This window comes from Vibrio sp. 11-4(1), assembly GCF_013048625.1.
GTDB classification, from domain to species: domain Bacteria; phylum Pseudomonadota; class Gammaproteobacteria; order Enterobacterales; family Vibrionaceae; genus Vibrio; species Vibrio diabolicus.
The window spans coordinates 100265-112049 of record NZ_VHSY01000001.1 but is presented as its reverse complement, the minus strand read 5'-3'; the positions used below and the strand labels follow the sequence as shown (position 1 = coordinate 112049).

The 11785-nt window shown below is 43.7% G+C and carries 13 protein-coding genes; 7 read left to right on the top strand and 6 right to left on the bottom strand.

Annotation, left to right across the window (positions count from 1 at the left end; genetic code table 11):
- Positions 1 to 23: 23 nt before the first annotated feature.
- Positions 24 to 431: a helix-turn-helix domain-containing protein gene (locus FKN16_RS00470; protein WP_031828249.1), complete on the bottom strand. Its 408-nt coding sequence runs from the start codon at positions 429 to 431 to the stop codon at positions 24 to 26.
- An 84-nt stretch (positions 432 to 515) separates the two neighbouring features.
- Between FKN16_RS00470 and FKN16_RS00465 the strand changes: the two genes are divergently transcribed.
- From FKN16_RS00465 to FKN16_RS00450, 4 genes are all read left to right on the top strand, one after another.
- Entirely contained in the window at positions 516 to 1019 is a 504-nt protein-coding gene (locus tag FKN16_RS00465) for a DUF2938 domain-containing protein (protein ID WP_170901727.1), read from the top strand.
- Between the two features lie 232 nt (positions 1020 to 1251).
- Positions 1252 to 2280 carry a phospholipase A gene (locus tag FKN16_RS00460; RefSeq protein ID WP_006742284.1) on the top strand — a complete coding sequence of 343 codons (1029 nt, stop codon included), beginning with the start codon at positions 1252 to 1254 and terminating at the stop codon, positions 2278 to 2280.
- 94 nt (positions 2281 to 2374) lie between these two features.
- Positions 2375 to 2833: a hypothetical protein gene (locus FKN16_RS00455; RefSeq protein ID WP_005395188.1), complete on the top strand. Its 459-nt coding sequence runs from the start codon at positions 2375 to 2377 to the stop codon at positions 2831 to 2833.
- A 333-nt stretch (positions 2834 to 3166) separates the two neighbouring features.
- On the top strand, positions 3167 to 4171 hold the full coding sequence (locus FKN16_RS00450; RefSeq protein WP_170901726.1) for a metal-dependent hydrolase: 1005 nt from the start codon (positions 3167 to 3169) through the stop codon (positions 4169 to 4171).
- A 41-nt stretch (positions 4172 to 4212) separates the two neighbouring features.
- Here FKN16_RS00450 and FKN16_RS00445 read toward each other — a convergent pair whose 3' ends face one another.
- The 3 genes from FKN16_RS00445 to FKN16_RS00435 all read right to left on the bottom strand — a co-directional run bounded on the left by FKN16_RS00445 (position 4213) and on the right by FKN16_RS00435 (position 7654).
- Positions 4213 to 4605, bottom strand: a complete 393-nt coding sequence (locus FKN16_RS00445; protein ID WP_170901725.1) for a hypothetical protein — start codon at positions 4603 to 4605, stop codon at positions 4213 to 4215.
- Between the two features lie 500 nt (positions 4606 to 5105).
- Positions 5106 to 6866: an ABC transporter ATP-binding protein/permease gene (locus tag FKN16_RS00440; RefSeq protein ID WP_170901724.1), complete on the bottom strand. Its 1761-nt coding sequence runs from the start codon at positions 6864 to 6866 to the stop codon at positions 5106 to 5108.
- A 173-nt stretch (positions 6867 to 7039) separates the two neighbouring features.
- Positions 7040 to 7654, bottom strand: coding sequence for a 3'-5' exonuclease (locus tag FKN16_RS00435; protein WP_170901723.1), 615 nt, complete (start codon positions 7652 to 7654; stop codon positions 7040 to 7042).
- 356 nt (positions 7655 to 8010) lie between these two features.
- On the opposite strand from FKN16_RS00435, the gene FKN16_RS00430 reads away from it, so the two are divergent.
- From FKN16_RS00430 to FKN16_RS00420, 3 genes are all read left to right on the top strand, one after another.
- Positions 8011 to 8862: an immunity 49 family protein gene (locus tag FKN16_RS00430; protein WP_170901722.1), complete on the top strand. Its 852-nt coding sequence runs from the start codon at positions 8011 to 8013 to the stop codon at positions 8860 to 8862.
- A gap of 194 nt (positions 8863 to 9056) precedes the next feature.
- Entirely contained in the window at positions 9057 to 9317 is a 261-nt protein-coding gene (locus tag FKN16_RS00425; protein ID WP_005376453.1) for a DUF5062 family protein, read from the top strand.
- A 240-nt stretch (positions 9318 to 9557) separates the two neighbouring features.
- Positions 9558 to 10052 (top strand): YcxB family protein, encoded by a 495-nt coding sequence (locus tag FKN16_RS00420; protein WP_109169926.1) that lies wholly within the window; start codon positions 9558 to 9560, stop codon positions 10050 to 10052.
- A 119-nt stretch (positions 10053 to 10171) separates the two neighbouring features.
- On the opposite strand, the gene FKN16_RS00415 is transcribed toward FKN16_RS00420, so the two are convergent.
- Positions 10172 to 10912 carry a helix-turn-helix domain-containing protein gene (locus FKN16_RS00415; protein ID WP_170901721.1) on the bottom strand — a complete coding sequence of 247 codons (741 nt, stop codon included), beginning with the start codon at positions 10910 to 10912 and terminating at the stop codon, positions 10172 to 10174.
- A 104-nt stretch (positions 10913 to 11016) separates the two neighbouring features.
- Positions 11017 to 11478, bottom strand: coding sequence for a carboxymuconolactone decarboxylase family protein (locus FKN16_RS00410; protein WP_170901720.1), 462 nt, complete (start codon positions 11476 to 11478; stop codon positions 11017 to 11019).
- Positions 11479 to 11785: the final 307 nt, after the last annotated feature.

Here is an 11785-nt window from a genome sequence, read left to right as displayed (position 1 = left end):
AAATCAAGAATAAGTAGAGTGTTTTATCTCGCTTTGTGGGGGACATAACGCTTTACGACCTTCATAAGCCTCTGAAATGAAGAACAGTCCATATGTGACTCATGAGGGCAGGAAGCAACATGGTTTAGGCTGTCTCGAACCGCTTTCAAACGTTTTATTTGCTCATCAATTTCAAGCGCCTTTTTCGCCAGTAAGTCACGATCAATGTATGGTTTTGAACCTTCTGAGTGATTCAACATTTCTGCCATTTCGTTAAGTGATATTCCAGCGATACGCCCTAAACTAATTAAGTTGAGTTTATTGAGTACCTCTGGCAAATATTGACGTCTCAATCCATTCCTTCCTATCGAGCGAATTAACCCCAATTGTTCGTAGTATCTGAGCGTTGAGGTCGGCAATCCTGATTTTTTAACCACTTCTGCAATATCCATATTATTCCTCATTGACTTCAAGTTGGCTTTAAGTTGTAGCATGCAACTAAGACCTTAACAAATCAAAAACTTGAGGAGCGAAAAATGCTGTTTTTAATAGGATTACAAGCGGCGCTAATAGGGATTGGTGCGACTTTGGTAATGGATTTATGGGCTTGGCTACAAAGGAGAGTGTTTGGTATTCCCTCACTAAACTATGCATTGGTTGCGCGCTGGGTTTTATATATGCCCAAAGGAAAGCTTATGCATGCGCCAATTATGGCAACAGACCCGATGTCGGGAGAAAAAGCACTCGGTTGGCTTTTGCACTATGCCATTGGCGTCGCTTTCGCTTTGGCTCACATTGCTGCTTTTGGGCATCATTGGTTGGTAGAGCCTAGTCTAGTGCCCGGCTTAGTCACTGGTGTGGTAACGTTGGTCTTCCCATTTTTTGTCATTCAACCTTGTTTAGGATTTGGTTTTGCTGCCAGTAAAACTCCAACACCTTGGAAAGCCCGGTTTCTTAGCACATTGGCGCATTTAGCTTATGGCTTGGGTTTATTCATAGCCGGGTTTGCAATCAAAGTGGCGAGCCAGTATTTTGCATAGGGAATATGAGCATCATGAAAACGAGTAGTTTTTGTTTTTATTTATGATGCTCAACTCTTGGTCGTTTTTGGCGCGTTGCTCATAGTGGGCCGATATGTTTGAGGTCTGTCGTATTTATCCAAGACGTAAAGTCGGCGAACATTTAACATTGCCTTAACGCCAGAATGGCAAGCGGTTTACCAAGAAAAATTAAAATTATCTGGTTTGACATAAAGAATATTAAGGGTTTCAGATGGCTTCAAAAGTGGCAGGGATATCAATACTGAGCTTATTGGCAGCGCCAGTTGCGATGGGAGAAACAGCCAGTGCTTATGATTTATGTTTGCTAGACAAAATTAAGCAAAGCAAAGGTGAGGAAACCATAAAGAGCATTCGCGCGCAGTGTGAGCTCGATGCAGTAACAAGTACAGTGCCCGCTGATCCAGAAATTGAAGAACCTGAGGAGCTTCAGGAAAGCTTGGTCGACAAGCGTTTGGAATCAGAACGAGAAAACGCCTTTGAACCATTTAGTTTGGTGGCGCATCGTGTTAACTACATCTTGCCGTTCACTTACAGTGATCGCGTAAATAAGCGTGCTTATGCGGACACTAAGTACGGGGATGAGTTGCGTAAGGAAGAAGCGGAGTTCCAAATTAGTTTTAAAGTGCCAATGAACTACGACGATTTGTTGTTTGATGGGGATGGTTTGTTCTTTGGTATGACGCTAAAGTCATTTTGGCAGGTGTACACAGGAGCAGCATCGCGTCCATTTCGTGAAACCAATTATCGTCCTGAGCTTTTTTATTATACCCCGACAGACTGGAAGCCACTTGATGGTTCGACTTGGTTAGGTTTTGGTATTGAACATGAGTCGAATGGGCAGAGACAAGAGTTATCGCGCAGTTGGAATCGTGTTTACGCCAACTTAACCTTTGCGAAAGACAATTTTGCGGTTTCTCTTCAACCGTGGTGGCGTATACCTGAGGATGAAAAAACATCTCCGAATGATCCTAAAGGTGATGATAACCCGGATATCGAAGATTACATGGGGCACTTTGAGCTATCGAGTGCGTACAAATGGAATGGTTATGAGTTTACCTTCTTAGGCCGCCAGAACTTCCAAACGCATAAAGGCTTTGCCGAATTAGGGGTGTCATTTCCGATCTGGGGCAAACTTCAGGGATACGCACAGTACTCGACGGGGTATGGTAAGAGCTTGATTGACTATGATCATAATCAGCAGCGTATTGGTGTTGGTATTGCGATCAACGGTGTTCTGTAGTTTTTCGGTAGCCCAATAGAAATAAACGCTGGCAATTGAGATTTCAGTATTTAGAATGCGTGGCTGAAATTGATTTCCAACCTAGAGTGATTTTATGCTTCGTGATTACACCTTCGATTGTCTTGTAACCATGCCTCGTCATGAACTGGAAGAGTTTAGTGCTCGCATGATCAGTAAAATGGTGCCTGAAGACGTGATGAATGAGCTATTTACTTTCGATCAAGAAGAAGTGGATAGCGAAGACCGTATGTTGTCTGCACGTCTTGATGCCATGTTACGCATGACAGCAATCGCACTGAGTGAAATTCAACAAGCGTTTGATGACTCAGACAATGCGAAGCAAAATAGCGAGCGAATGACGCGACTGGTTCTTTGGCATTTCTATGCGATTTCATTCCATTTGGAAGAGGCGATCACGTTAGAAACACACTGTGCACTAGTGGAAAAGCTACTCGAAAATACACCTTCGGATGTTTTTGATTGGGTAAAAACATTGACGGAACTTCTGCACACTTACGCTGAAATCAACGCGAAAGAAAACCCTCAAGACTAAGGTTTTTGTCGTTAATCCTTCAGTAAACAAGGCGAGCCATCCGGTTCGCCTTGTTTTATTTTTGCATCTGTAAAATCCGCAGTTTTGTACTTTTGACGTACACCACAAGCCTCGCTTTAGGTTCGCTTCTCACTAGCGAATAGGGCGATTCCTTCTTACACTAAAATCAAAGTGTTTGTTTTCGAACACTTTAATGCGTCATTAAGGTGTGTCTTCCAATCCACTTAAATACGGATAATTTATGTCGGAGAACGTTCTGGTTTTTAAATTTGAGCCTATTTTGAAGCGTATATGCCTTCTATCTCGGCTACACTTTCGTTGCGGGCGTAAATAATGGACCCGTTAACGCAAGGTTTACTTGGCGCTGCTTTGCCACAGTCTGCAAGTAACAAGCGGCACATTGTGGCTGCTGGCGTGTTAGGCGTGGTTTCAGGGATGGCACCGGATTTGGATGTACTTATCCGTTCATCAACTGACCCATTGCTGTTTTTGGAATATCACCGACACTTTACCCATTCATTGTTGTTTATCCCTTTTGGCAGCTTTCTCTGTGCTTTAGTGTTGTATCCGTTGTTAGCAAAAAAGCGAGGACTAAGCTTCCGGCAGAGTTGGTTTTATTGTGCCCTTGGTTATAGCACCCATGCGCTGTTAGATGCTTGCACCAGCTATGGGACTCAGCTTTTTTGGCCGATAAGCAACACACGCTATGCCTGGAATACGATCTCTGTTATCGATCCCGCTTTCTCACTTCCGATTTTGATCCTGCTTTTCTTTGCCGCACTGAAGCGAAATCGAAGCTACGCGCGTGTCGCATTTCTATGGTCTCTGGCTTATCTGACTCTTGGGGTTATTCAACGAGATAGAGCAGAAGGGGCCGGATGGAAAATTGTCCAAGAGCGACAGCACAGCGCTGTGCAGCTAAAAGCAAAACCAACCTTCGGCAATCTTTTGGTCTGGAAAGTGATTTATGAAACGGAAGATAACTACTATGTGGATGCGGTAAGAGTGGGGCGCTCAATAAAAATCTATCCTGGCGAATCCACACCAAAGCTCAATGTGAAAACACAATTTCCATGGCTCGACCCGCAATCGCAGCAAGCGAAAGATATTGAACGTTTCCGTTGGTTTTCAAATGGTTTTGTAGTGCAAGACCCGGATGACGAAATGCGAATTGTTGATGTGCGTTACTCCATCGTGCCAAACCAAATTAATGCGCTGTGGGGCATCAATCTATCACCCAACGCTAGCCCGAATGTGCACGTCGAATACACTGCTCATCGAGGTAGTACAACGGAAGACCGCCAAACTTTTCTCAATATGCTTACGGATTTTGAGTGATGGTTTTTACTTTGGGTACCGATACGGTGCCGTAATAACTATTACGCAGACTGAAAGTCCTTCACTAGGGTCGGCTTGCTAGCGAAGAAAATTTTGCCAAACAGAGACTTATACTTCCATCCAAGAGACAACAGTCGTTTTGCTAAGCTTTTGTTTTCAATGATAGCGACTTCAACGCCTTGGTAATGGTATGGATTGCTTTTAATGTAGTCGATAAATGCAGTAAGCACGCCTTGCCCGCGAACGGAGGGCGCAAAGTTGACTGCAACAATGGAAAAGCGCTGACTGCCAACAGGGCAACGGACAAAGCAGTGTCCAAGCGGATGAGTGATGGTCTCGGAAAACTCAGGAAACGCGCGAGACTCTAGTTCTTGAGAAAGCGAATCGTATTGCTGACATAAATGATAAAAAAGTTGTTTCGCTTCACTGTTCATCTCGGTGTTGCTTACTTATAACTTGGTTTAAAGGCTTTGATTTCAAAAACATTGTAACCATAGGCAGCAAGATAAAATGCGGTGAACTTTTACAGTGGTGATTTCCTATTTTTGAAAGCTAATTTGTTACAAATGAAGTTGATTGGTTTTATATGGTACGTGGGGATGAGTGTTTCTAGTTGAAGGGAGAGTACGCTGGTTACTGGATTCTTACCTGAGTTCCTGTATTAAAAGGAGAACCACTTGGTTTAATGCCGCTCGTTTAACTACGAGTGGCATCTTTTTATATTTCGTCATCTTGTACAGCGACGAAGGTGCGTGATATAGGATCTTCTATCCTAGCTCTTTATGGTCAAAATTGTCTCTTTAACCATTCAGCACGTTGCTATTAGATTCCTAGTCTCGCCAAGGCTCGCTTGAATGACACAAAAACATCGTTAAGCTGTTGGCATTAAGTCACTTGGTCCGTTTTTGCTTGTTCTTGAGGGCTTAACTAGGCATTACTCTAAGTGCTTAAATTGCAATGCCACAAGTCGCTGATACAACTCACAGCTTTGCATTAATGATTGGTGGTTACCAACATCGACTAACTCGCCATTGTCGAGCACCGCAATTTTATCCGCATGCTGGATAGTTGAAAGACGATGAGCAATGATCAGCGTTGTGCGTCCTTTCATCAGTGCTTCAAGTGCTTGCTGAACGTGATGTTCACTTTCGCTATCAAGGGCGCTGGTAGCTTCGTCTAGCAGTAAGATTTTTGGATCTTTTAGAATTGCACGAGCAATCGCAATACGCTGCTTTTGTCCGCCCGATAGCCTAACGCCGCGCTCGCCTAAAAAGCTGTGATAGCCTTCGGGAAGCTTCTCAATAAACTCATGGGCATGGGCTTTTTTCGCAGCCTCGACGACTTGTTCATCCGTGGCTTCTGGATTACCGTAGCGAATATTATGGAAAACATCATGGCTAAACAGCGCTGGCTGTTGTGGTACGAGTGCCATTTGGCGTCGAAGCTCGTTTGGATCGAACTGTCGAATATCTTCACCACCAAACAACACTTGCCCTTTTTGCGGATCATAAAAGCGTTGCAGCAGTTCGAATAGTGTTGTTTTACCTGCACCAGAAGGGCCGACCAACGCCAACACTTTTCCTTGTTCAGCGGTTAGATTTAACTCTTTGATAGCTGGTTGATTTGGGCGAGAAGGGTAGTTGAAACTCACCGATTTAAAGTTAACCTCAGCAGGCATGTCGGGACGGATAGGCAAATGGTTGCTTGGCGCTTTGATATCGCTGTCTACTTGAAGGATCTCAATCAGCCGTTCGGTAGCGCCTGCGGCTCTTTGCAGTTCACCCATCACTTCAGAAATGGTTGCAGTTGATGAGGCAACCATAATGGCATAAAACACAAACGCTGCTAGGTCTCCCGCAGACATCTTTCCGTGAATCACATCGCTGCCGCCAACCCAAAGCATGCCTGCAATCGCGCTGAACACAATCACAATAACGCCAGAGATTAGGATCGCGCGCTGTTTTACTCTCTGTCTGCCCACTTCATACGCTTTTTCCACCTCGACAGCGAAAGCCGCTCGTTCGTATGGTTCTGAGCTAAAACTTTGCACGGTTTTAATATGTTCTATCGCTTCACCTGCGTAGCTGCCGACATCGGCCATTGAGTCCTGACTTTGGCGAGAGAGCGCACGCACGCGTCGTCCATAAAACAAAATTGGAACCAGAACCAAAGGCACAGAAGCAAGTACGATCAACGTGAGCTTAACGTTGGTAGCGAATAACATAATGATGGCACCAAAGCACATCAAAGCGCTACGCATCGCCATCGAGAACGATGAACCAATAATGCTTTGCAGCAACGTGGTATCGGTAGTCAGGCGCGACATAATATCGCCGCTACTGTTGGTCTCAAAATAGCTCGGATGCAGCGTAATCACATGGTTAAACACCGCAAGGCGAATATCCGCACTGACGCGCTCACCTACGGAAGAGACAAGGTAGAAGCGAAAGAACGTCCCAATGGCAATACACAGTGTGACACCGACAATAAACTGAATCGCATTGGTAAGCTCTTGCAATGATTGTTGAGTAAAGCCTTGATCGATAAGAATACGTACTCCATAGCCAACGGATAACGTCAAACTTGCCGTTGCGACAAGGGCAACCAAAGCCGCCGCAACCCGCCATTTATAAGGTGCAATAAAGGTGTTGAGTTTAAGAAGAATACTGAGTTTTTTGTTATTTTTTCTGCTCATGAGTGACTCACAAAGCGTTTTAGGTAACTGGCATAGTAAGCCAGTTTTGTAGGGGAGACCAGCGAACTGCCGCTTTCGGAGTAGGAAGTTCACTGGGATGCACAATATCTTATGTATATCGAAACTTGCTTAAATGTCTAAGAGTCAAAAATGAACTTTGAGTGAGGAGGGAGTTAAGCACGGCTTTTGGCGAGTAGCAGGTCGACCTTTCCTTTTGCTGTTTTACTAACCGTTTGCATCAACTGAAAACTTGGCTTAACGATACCTGAGTTTTCTAATCCTTCGACCATTAAGAGCCAAAGCTTGGCCGTCATTTGCGCATCGGCTAGTGCGCGGTGAAAAACACCGTCGTTGTCGATATTTTTATAGCGAACAAGTTCTCCTAGTTTGTGCGATGGGGCATCTTGAATGAGCCGTCTTGCCACCAGTAAGGAGCAAGCAAACTCACCTGAATAAGCACAGTTGATTCGCTCAAGTTCTGCATCTAAAAATCGTTTATCGAATGAAGCGTTATGAGCGATAAGGTTCTCGCCAGCAATGAACTCACTAAATGACGCCATTACCTCTTCGCAGCTTGGTGCCGTTCGCAACATGTTATTGGTAATGCCGGTGTAGTTCTCAATGAAAGAACTCACTCTGAAACCGGGATTCATGAGTCGCTGAAAACTATCGACAACCTCGCCATCGACTAACTTTACTGCACCAATTTCTATTGCGCGATCACCTAAAGTAGGAGAGAGACCTGTGGTTTCAAAGTCGAGTACGACCACAGAGTTTGCTTGAGGCATAAAATTTTCCAGCTGAGTAATATTGCGCAAGAGTATTATCGAAAGCGACAGAAAAAGAAAGGCGAACGCAATGGTGAATATCTGTTTATCTTTACTCCACAAAGTCAGTGTTCGTCGTCCACTGTTTATGGACAGGTACGTTCTGGCTTACCCATCGTGGCTTGCGCGGTAGCCTTATATCTCAAATGTTTTTCGACCTTTTGATTCATTTCAATTAAGCATTAAATTTCGATATAAAATACTGATTATAAATTGATTTTATAAATCAACTTCGGCATCATTCACTGCTTGATTTTGAGGATGAACATCTTCACGGCGAAAAATTATAACAACTATAATACGAGGCTAGGGTACCAATGAAAAATCACTATTTAGATATACCTGAAGAAAGAAAATTGCGTATTTTTCGTGAAGAAGATGAAAATTTTTACAGCTTCTGGGAAAGAATGCTTGATGAAAATCAATCTTTTTATCAGCAACCTCTTAAAAGAATGAAAGGCGATGCTTGGGATTCGCTTGATGCATTCTTCACTGCTTCAAAATACGGACAACATCAGGCCTCGCCAGCTTATATAAAAAGAGCGCTTGAGTTACTGAATAACGTATACTTACTGGCCAATCATTCAGACCAAGTTGTTGAATTCTCCGTTGGGCACCGACACTTTTCGGAAGTAGGTAACCGTTCTGTTGCAGGAGGAACAATGGATGGATGGTTGGATGAAATCTGTTTAGCGATGGCCGCGAGAGATTGGCGCTGCGTAGAGCTGATGACCATCATGGATGAGTCGTTAGTGCGTTTAAAAGATCCTTTCGATGTTGCGCTGGTCGAGTTCGTTAGCGGTGTATTTAGCAATTCATCAGCGTTACCAGAGTTATTGCAAACTGTGATGGAGAAATCCTCCCCGCAATATTTAGAATCAACCAGGGTGCCATATGTACACTCTTTGTTTATTCCATTTGTGAATGTGTTTGTTGCCATTATAGATGGCGATGAGGCACATTATCAAGAAGCACTGAGAGATGCGTTAGAGGCGCATTACCAGTTCTACATGAATGAAGATGTTCGTTATTCGCCAAAAGGGAATGTTTCTCTAAAACTGACTGGTCTTGCTGCATTGGCATACGATAAGTATGGCTGGACAATTCCAGAAGCCGCATATTTGCCGAAGTGGCTCGTTTACGGTGAACATGATCTTTGTCCTAAATAAATCATTCGGAGTCTGCGCCCAAGCCCATTCGGATGTTCTGCACGGAAGCATACACAGAAAACATGCCGCGAAAAGGTTGTTTTTTAATCGACCACTCGGTAGTAAGGCATAAACTTATCAATATGCGAGCTTACTAACACGCCATACGTGACACTTCATGTATTCTTAGCCGAAGCGAAGAAGAGGATTTATCAATGTCAAAAAGCTCCAAGCTTCACAATGAAGACAAACTGGTCAAGAAGGCACTAGAGATTGGTGGGAAGATGGCGAAACTACAAGGTTTTGACCTTCCACAGTCACCACAACCTCTGAGAGTAAAAGCGATTTACCTATTCTTGGTCGATGCAAAACAGATAACGCCACTACCGGAAAGTAAGCTAGACGGCGCAAGCATCAAACACCGACTGGCAGTATGGATACACAGTGCATTGCCAGACAACGACCCTCTAAAGTAGAAAACTCAAGAAGTCACATAGGTTATTACTTAACACAGGCCATTAATTAACAAGGCGAGCCAAGTGGTTCGCCTTGTTTGATCTTGGCGAGTGCACCGAGGTCTTTTTGCGTGGCGGTATCATTGATTTACAAAACAGAATCAAAAGGACTAAAGATAAATCCCGAGAAGCGCTACAATGCAGGCGTTGCGAGAGTGCAACCAAGATTACTCATTTACAGAAGCCTTGAAGTAACCATACATGTCTAAAGATTTCGAATTCACTACAGAATACATACTCGACAAACCTTTCTTTGCTGAGTGTTATGACCAAACTAGCCAGCCAACGAAGTTCCCACAAGCGTACCTAAAAGGGATGCTGTTTCTTATCTTTGGTGTGGTTTTATTGGAGTTTGAACTGCTACCTAACGGTTATGTCGGTTGGTTCTTTATCGTATTGAGTGTGATTGAAGCGTGCAGCGTTTACTTCAAAAGAACTTGGTGGCTGTGGCGTCAAACCATCAGCTCAAGTCGCGGCAGTAAAGTGGCTTTTGAAGTGAATGCAGATGGCGTGCGCTACAAAAGTGGTAAAGTTGACCGCAGCCTCGCTTGGAATGATATCGACCAACTGGAACAAACTGATTTGGGCTTTATCCTTCACCTTGGTAAACAACGCCAATACATCAGCAAATCTTGCTTAAACGAAGAAGTGATCGCGTTTATGGTAGAGCAGCACGCGGCATCAAAAGCGAGCTAACAAATTCACATCAAGCTGGAGTGAGCGATCTAAAAAGTAGGTGATATATGATCGAACATCATAACAAGTGCTTGGTTGATTCTGAATCAACTGGGTTTGATGTACAAAACTAATAGGGTTTAGAGATTTCTCTTTCGGACAAACTGCTTCGGTGTCATGCGCGCAATCTGCTTACACTCTCTAGTCATGTGTGCTTGATCGGAAAAACCTTGCTCCAGCGCCAACTCCGATAAAGTAAGATCGGGTTGCGCTCGGAGTTGCTCTAAAGTGTGCTTCACTCGTTTAATGCGTTGGTAATGTTTAGGAGTAATCCCCAACCATTTCTGAAAATTGCGCTCTCTCTGGCGCTGACTGATGGTCCCTGTAGGTTGGTCAATAATGTGGCCGACGTACTGCGGTTCATATTCCTCAATCAGTGTTTGAACCCAGCGATATAACGTAGAAATCCTTGCAGATGACGAACGCGCTGTTTGCAGAGACTCAAATGTTGCTAGCGCAGAAGAAGCCAAAGGGTGGTCGTCTTGAATCCGCAATAGCTGTTCTAGACGTTTACCAAATAGTTGATAACCAACAGCAGGATGAAAGCGTACGCCAGTCATCACCGCGCCTGGCGGTAGGCAGACTTGATGTGCCAGAATGCTCACAGGTAGTAGGACAACCCCTGGCGTTTGCCACTCACCATCCATTTGTACTTCATTCTGTAAAATGAATACCACACCTGTACCAGCATCACTGAGTAATTGTTTACGTACGGTTTGCGTCGTATCAGGTTTGACGGATGCTGACCAAATGGCTTGAACATAGCCAGCTAAAGCCTTTTGAGGTTTTAAAATATCAAATTCTAAGTTCAAATGAATCATCCTATTTAACCTCAACTTAAATGAGAAAGTGATACACATGTACTTTTCATCATATTAAGTTGAGGAATAAGCAGTGACTTATAAGTAAAAACTGTCAGATAGAATTATCTAGGTTTATAGTCTCCAACCTTTGGCTTAAATGCCTTAATTATTCGGTTCCAACTATTGATCGCGTTGATCGCAATTGTTAGGTTGACCATAGCTTCTTCTCCGAAGGTATTCAAGGTCAGCTGATAGGTATCATCATCTACTGGTAGGCCAGCAGTTAGTAATTCAGCCCAGCCTAGCGCAACGTGTTCTGCATCGCTGTAGAATGGCATATCTTTCCACGCACTAAGCCCCCATATGCGCTCTGGCTTTTCACCTAACTTAAGCGCATCTTTACTATGCATGTCGATACAAAATGCACATTGGTTGATTTGCGATATGCGTAACTTTACCAGTTCCCATATGATCATGTTCATGGTTTCTGATTGGCTAAATTGTTCATGGAAGTAAGCTTCCTGAGCGTATAGGATTTCTATTGCCTTTGGCGCTACTTCAATATAGTTGAGTCGTTTTTTCATGGTCATTCTCCTCTGTTTTTCACATAATAAAAAACGCTCTTAGCAAAAGATTGAAGATTTTCGACATGCACTCAATAAAGTTAGATAAAGGAGTGAACGAAGAAAGCGAAAAAGGATGTCTATTTGATGCTATGCGTAAACATTCGTATTGTGTGCCTTACACTTTTGCAAGGCGTTATGTGCTTTCTAGAAAAGCCTCAAAATAGCGTACAATTAGCGTTTTGACACAGCGGAAATCATCATGTCGGTGGCTATTCAGGTGTTGGTGCGGCAGCCAAATCTCTTGCTGTGAGCTGAGTCCTAACAG

What these genes read in the sequence shown, in the direction of transcription:
- FKN16_RS00470 (WP_031828249.1), bottom strand. Translation starts at nt 431, where the DNA reads ATGGATATTGCAGAAGTGGTTAAAAAATCAGGATTGCCGACCTCAACG.
- FKN16_RS00465 (WP_170901727.1), top strand. Translation starts at nt 516, where the DNA reads ATGCTGTTTTTAATAGGATTACAAGCGGCGCTAATAGGGATTGGTGCG.
- FKN16_RS00460 (WP_006742284.1), top strand. Translation starts at nt 1,252, where the DNA reads ATGGCTTCAAAAGTGGCAGGGATATCAATACTGAGCTTATTGGCAGCG.
- FKN16_RS00455 (WP_005395188.1), top strand. Translation starts at nt 2,375, where the DNA reads ATGCTTCGTGATTACACCTTCGATTGTCTTGTAACCATGCCTCGTCAT.
- FKN16_RS00450 (WP_170901726.1), top strand. Translation starts at nt 3,167, where the DNA reads ATGGACCCGTTAACGCAAGGTTTACTTGGCGCTGCTTTGCCACAGTCT.
- FKN16_RS00445 (WP_170901725.1), bottom strand. Translation starts at nt 4,605, where the DNA reads ATGAACAGTGAAGCGAAACAACTTTTTTATCATTTATGTCAGCAATAC.
- FKN16_RS00440 (WP_170901724.1), bottom strand. Translation starts at nt 6,866, where the DNA reads ATGAGCAGAAAAAATAACAAAAAACTCAGTATTCTTCTTAAACTCAAC.
- FKN16_RS00435 (WP_170901723.1), bottom strand. Translation starts at nt 7,654, where the DNA reads ATGCCTCAAGCAAACTCTGTGGTCGTACTCGACTTTGAAACCACAGGT.
- FKN16_RS00430 (WP_170901722.1), top strand. Translation starts at nt 8,011, where the DNA reads ATGAAAAATCACTATTTAGATATACCTGAAGAAAGAAAATTGCGTATT.
- FKN16_RS00425 (WP_005376453.1), top strand. Translation starts at nt 9,057, where the DNA reads ATGTCAAAAAGCTCCAAGCTTCACAATGAAGACAAACTGGTCAAGAAG.
- FKN16_RS00420 (WP_109169926.1), top strand. Translation starts at nt 9,558, where the DNA reads ATGTCTAAAGATTTCGAATTCACTACAGAATACATACTCGACAAACCT.
- FKN16_RS00415 (WP_170901721.1), bottom strand. Translation starts at nt 10,912, where the DNA reads ATGATTCATTTGAACTTAGAATTTGATATTTTAAAACCTCAAAAGGCT.
- FKN16_RS00410 (WP_170901720.1), bottom strand. Translation starts at nt 11,478, where the DNA reads ATGAAAAAACGACTCAACTATATTGAAGTAGCGCCAAAGGCAATAGAA.